We start from the raw sequence: 5,044 nt of genomic DNA on the forward strand, positions 1-5,044 counted from the left end.
CGCGTCCCTACCGGGTTTCCGGGCTCGTCGCGGCCGGTCCGGTCGCCGCGGCGGAGAAGGGCCGCGGCGAACGGGAGTCGAGCGGCGGCCCCGGCGGCCGGCACCGCCGGGGCACGCCCGGGAGCGCCGCCGTCCTGGTGGGACGGATGACGGCGGCGGGGTCGGAAGAAAGTGTTCTAGAGGTTAGAAAAGTCTGTCCAGTTGTTTGCAAGAACATCTTGAGATAAGTTGAGAGGGAAATGTCATCATTTCCCGCCCAGTTGGCCGTGCGGCCATTTCCGCGGGACGGCGGAACAGGTAGTAATGTCCCTCACCGTGTCACCGAGTCTTGATGCGCTTCTGGACGGTCCGTCCGGCTTGCTCGACATGACGTTCGACCAGCTGCGGACCCTGCTGGTGGTGCATGAGACGGGGTCTGCCCTGCGGGCCGCGCGTGTCCTGGGACGTGAGCAGTCGAGCGTCCAGAAGCAGCTCGACATCCTGAACCGAAACAGCCAGAGCCTGTGCGGCGAGGTGCTGACCGTACGGCAGGGGCGCGGTAGGGACTTCTTGTTCACGCCCACTGGGGAGGCCACTGTCGAACTGGCGCGCATGACGTTCGACAAATGGCTGGAGTCCATTCATCTGAGCCGGCGCCGGCTCGGCCGGATGCTGACCGTCGGCACCACCGAGTTCACCCTGCCGATCGTCTCCCGTGCCTGGAACCGCGTCTCGGAGGAGTTCCGGCAGCGGGAGGTGGAGTTCAAGGTCGCCCACGTCCGCACCAAGGACGTGTGGTCACGCCTGGAGAACCGCCAGGTCGATCTCGTGTGCGGCAGCATCGTCAGTACCCCGGAGGGCGACCTGCGGCTGAAAGAGTACGAGGTCATCGAGTACGCGCGGGGCCAGGCGCTGCTGCTGACGAACCTGCCGGAGCACGAGTTGCCGGACATGTCGGTGGAGACCAGCGGGCTCGGGCGTGTTCCGCTGGTCGTGCCGCCCGCCGGGCTGGTCGCCGATCTGCTCGCCACCTGGTACGGGACGAACTTCCGCGACCGGCTCAACGTCGTCGCCGACATCGACGACGTCCACTACGGGCTGTCGCTGCTGCGGTCGGGGTTCGTCCGCGGCTGCATGATCGTCACGGGGTCGATCGGCCGCGGCATGGCCGCCCAGGAGGACCCCGACGCCGTCCCGCTCCGCGCCTTCGGCCTCCACGACGACCTGGAGCCCAAGGCCGAGCTCATGACCGGCGCCTTCGTGCGGCGCGCCGACCTGGAGCGCTACGACGCGGGCCATCCGCTGAACCGCCTCTGGGCGGCGGTGAAGCAGGACGTCCGCACCTACACCCCCGTGGCCTGACCCGCCCCGGCGCAGCCGCTACTTGATCTGGTTGTCGACCACGTCGAGGGTGGGGCGGGCGCCGAGGTGCTTCATGGCCTGCGCGGCGAGGCGGCAGCCGGCGGTGAGGGCGTCGGCGGGCTGCTTGCCGTCCAGCCAGGGCGGGATGAGCCCCGCGACGAACGCGTCGCCGGCCCCGGTGCCGTCGATGATCTTGTCGACGGGCTCGGCGGCGACGGTGACGGGTTCGGGGCGGCCGTTGGTGTACCAGAGGGCGCCCTCGGCGCCGTTCTTGATGACGACCTGCGGGTACCAGGCGGTCAGCACCTTGGCGGCCTGCTCCGGCGTGTCGCGGCCGGTGAGGATCTCCGCCTCCTTGGCGTTGACGACGAGGAGGCGGGCGCCCTGCGTCCACTCCAGGAAGGGCTCGGCGCCCATCCGCTTGAGCGGGGAGGACGAGCCGCCGTCCACGGAGACCGACATCTGCACCTTGCGGGCGATGTCCAGGGTGTGGATGGCGGCCTTCCGGGAGCCCTCGTTGATCAGCGAGTAGCCGGACAGGTGCAGGTGCGTGCCCTGCGAGAACAGATCGGCGCAGCGCTCGATGTCCTCGGGGAGCAGCGCGGCGTTGGCGCCGGGATCGGACAGCATCGTCCGGTCGCCTTTGTGGGTGACCATCACCACACAGGTGCCGGTGGGACGTTCCTGGTCCATGACGAGGCGGGCGTCGACGCCGTACCCCATCATCTCCATGTCCCGGTTCCGGCCCGCGATGTCGGAGCCGCGGCGTCCGACGAACGCGGTATCGACCCCTTCAAGGGCGAGCCAGGCGGCCACGTTGGCGCCCGAGCCGCCCCCATGGGACGTCACGGCGGCGGGCGTATCGCTCCCCTTAGCCAAGGGGTACGCGGCACGCGCCACGGTGTCTGTCATAAGATCGCCGACCACGACCACGCGCGTCATGGAGTCATCACCTCGATCAACACGGCCCGCGCGAGCGGCAACACTGGGCGTGGGGTCGACCGTAACAGCTCTTGAGCCCGGATTAGGTCTCGAACGCGCAGCGAAACCCGGGGAAGCCCGTTTTTTCCCCGCGCGGGGCCTGGGGGGTCCGTGCCTTACCCTCGGGTACGTGACCGAGGGTTATCCGGATCAGTGGGAGGCCGACGTCGTCCTGAGCGACGGCGGGACGGCCCATCTGCGTCCCATCCGGCCCGATGACGCCGATCTGCTGCGCTCGTTCCACGGGCGGCTGTCCCCGGAGTCGATCTACTACCGGTTCTTCTCGCCGCGCCCGCACCTGTCGGACCGCGACGTCGAGCACTTCACCACCGTCGACCACGATCGGCGTGTCGCGCTGATCGCCACGATCGCCGGGGTGATGGTGGCCGTCGTCCGCTATGACCGGCTCAATGAGCGGCCGGAGACGGCGGAGGTGGCGTTCCTCGTGGAGGACGCGCACCAGGGCCGCGGCCTCGGCGCGGTGCTGCTGGAGCACATCGCGGCGGCGGCGCGGGAGCGCGGCGTGCGGCGGTTCGTGGCGAGCGTGCTGCCCGACAACCGCCGGATGACGCGGGTGTTCCGGGAGGCGGGCTACCAGGCGGAGCAGCGGTTCGAGGAGGGCGTGATCGAGCTCGTCCTCGACCTGGAGCCGACCGACACCTCGCTGGAGGTCATGACCGCCCGCGAGCACCGGGCCGAGTCGCGGTCGATCCAGCGGCTGCTGTTCCCGGGGTCGGTCGCGGTGATCGGGGCGAGCCGCGCGGAGCACAGCGTGGGGCAGACCGTCCTGCGCAACCTGCTGGGCGGTGACTTCAGCGGGCCCGTGTATCCGGTGCATCCGACGGCGGTGGCGGTGGCGGGGGTCCGCGCTTACGCGTCCGTTCTGGAAATTCCGGACGATGTGGACCTTGCAGTCGTCGCTGTGCGCGCGGACGCCGTCCACGAGGTTGTGGAGCAGTGCGCCGGGAAGGGCGTGCGCGGCCTGGTCGTCGTGTCGTCCGGCTTTGGCGAGGTCGGTGAGGAGGGACGTGCCGCCCAGAAGGAACTGGTGAGCCTGGCCCGCGCCTACGGGATGCGTGTCGTCGGCCCCAACTGCCTGGGCATCGCCAACACCGACACGGACGTCCGGCTCAACGCGACCCTGGCGCCGACCATGCCGGGACGAGGGCCAGTCGGTTTCTTCTCACAATCTGGTGCGCTGGGCATCGCCATCTTGCAGCGGACGGCCGAACGCGGTCTCGGCCTCTCCACGTTCGTCTCCGCCGGCAACAGGGCGGACGTCTCTGGCAACGACCTCATGCAGTACTGGGAGGAGGATCCGGCGACCAAGGCCGTCCTGCTTTACCTGGAGTCGCTGGGCAACCCCCGTAAGTTCGCGCGGCTGGCGCGCAGGCTCGGTCGCCGTAAGCCGATCGTGGCGGTGAAGAGCGGACGCAGCACGCAGGGCGTCCCCCTGGGTCACGCCGCGCGCGCGCTCACGCTGCCCGATCACGCGGTCAGCGCGCTGTTCGAGCAGGCCGGCGTGATCCGCGTCGAGGACCTGGCCGAACTGTTCGACGTCGCGCAGGTGCTGGCCTACCAGCCGCTCCCGGCCGGCGACCGCATCGCGATCATCGACAACTCCAACTCCCTGGGCCTGCTGGCGCAGGACGAGGCCGTCGCGCTCGGCCTGGACGTCCGGCCGCGCATCGACCTCGGCCCCCGCGCGGACGCCGACGACTACGAGGCCGCCCTCGCCGGCGCGCTCGCCGACGACACGGTCGACGCTGTCGTCGCGCTGTTCACCCCGCCGACGATCGGCGGCTACGACGTGCGCGTCCCGCAGAAGATCCTGCGACTCGCCGCCGGGGCCGGCAAGCCGATCGTGGCGACCTACCTGGGCAGCGAGGGCATGCCCGCCGAGCTGCGCGTCCCCGGCCCGGACGGGATGCCCGCCGAGGGCTCAGTGCCGTCCTACACCTCGCCGGAGGACGCCGTCCGGGCGCTGGCGTACGCGATCCGGTACGCGCAGTGGCGGCAGCGCCCCGCGGGCCGCACGCCGGTGTTCGAGGACGTCGACCGCGACCGCGCGCGTGTCCTGGTCGCGGACTGGCTCGGCGACGGCGGCCCGGTGGACGTCACGCCGAAGCAGGCGGCGGAGCTCCTCGCCTGCTACGGCATCGAGATCGCCGAGCGCGGTGACGGGGTGCCGACCCGCATCGTCGTCCGGGAGGACCGCTCGTTCGGCCCGCTGATCTCGTTCGGCATCGCCGACGAGACCGCCGACCTGCTGGACGACCGCGCCTACCGCCTGTCGCCGCTCGCGGACGTGGACGCCGCGGAGATGATCCGCGCCATCCGCACCGCGCCGCTGCTGCTCGGCCACCGGGGCGCCGAACCCGTGGACGTGGCGGCGCTCGAACAACTGCTGCTGCGCGCGTCCCGCCTCGGCTACGACCTGCCCGAGGTGGCGCGGCTGGAGCTGAACCCCGTCATGGTGGACGGAACCGGCGTCACGGTCCGCGAGGCGAAGCTGACCCTGGAGCGCCCCCTGGGCCCCCGCGCCGAAATGGGCCCCCGCCGCCTCTGACCGCACCGCGCGGAACCAGCGCTGACCATGGTCTGTGCCAACTGGAACCCGTGGCGGTCGGCCGCTGTCGGCCCTGGGGCCGCGCCTGGTCCGGGGTGCCGCCTTAGCCGGGTTGGGGTCAGCCCGGTGGGCCCGGCGGGCGGGGCTCCGGGG

3 protein-coding genes are annotated in these 5,044 nt (G+C 71.1%); 2 read left to right on the forward strand and 1 reads right to left on the reverse strand.

Annotation, left to right across the window (positions count from 1 at the left end):
* Nucleotides 1-366 precede the first annotated feature (366 nt).
* Nucleotides 367-1,341 (forward strand): LysR family transcriptional regulator, encoded by a 975-nt coding sequence (locus HUX53_RS30675; RefSeq protein WP_176406709.1) that lies wholly within the window; start codon nt 367-369, stop codon nt 1,339-1,341.
* Between the two features lie 18 nt (nt 1,342-1,359).
* Here the strand turns inward: HUX53_RS30675 and HUX53_RS30680 are convergent, their stop codons facing one another.
* Nucleotides 1,360-2,283 (reverse strand): carbohydrate kinase family protein, encoded by a 924-nt coding sequence (locus HUX53_RS30680; RefSeq protein WP_176406710.1) that lies wholly within the window; start codon nt 2,281-2,283, stop codon nt 1,360-1,362.
* Between the two features lie 169 nt (nt 2,284-2,452).
* On the opposite strand from HUX53_RS30680, the gene HUX53_RS30685 reads away from it, so the two are divergent.
* The gene (locus HUX53_RS30685; RefSeq protein WP_176406711.1) at nt 2,453-4,891 is read left to right on the forward strand and encodes a GNAT family N-acetyltransferase; all 2,439 of its coding nucleotides are present in this window, start codon (nt 2,453-2,455) and stop codon (nt 4,889-4,891) included.
* Nucleotides 4,892-5,044: the final 153 nt, after the last annotated feature.

This window comes from Actinomadura sp. BRA 177, assembly GCF_013372625.1.
Lineage (GTDB): Bacteria > Actinomycetota > Actinomycetes > Streptosporangiales > Streptosporangiaceae > Spirillospora.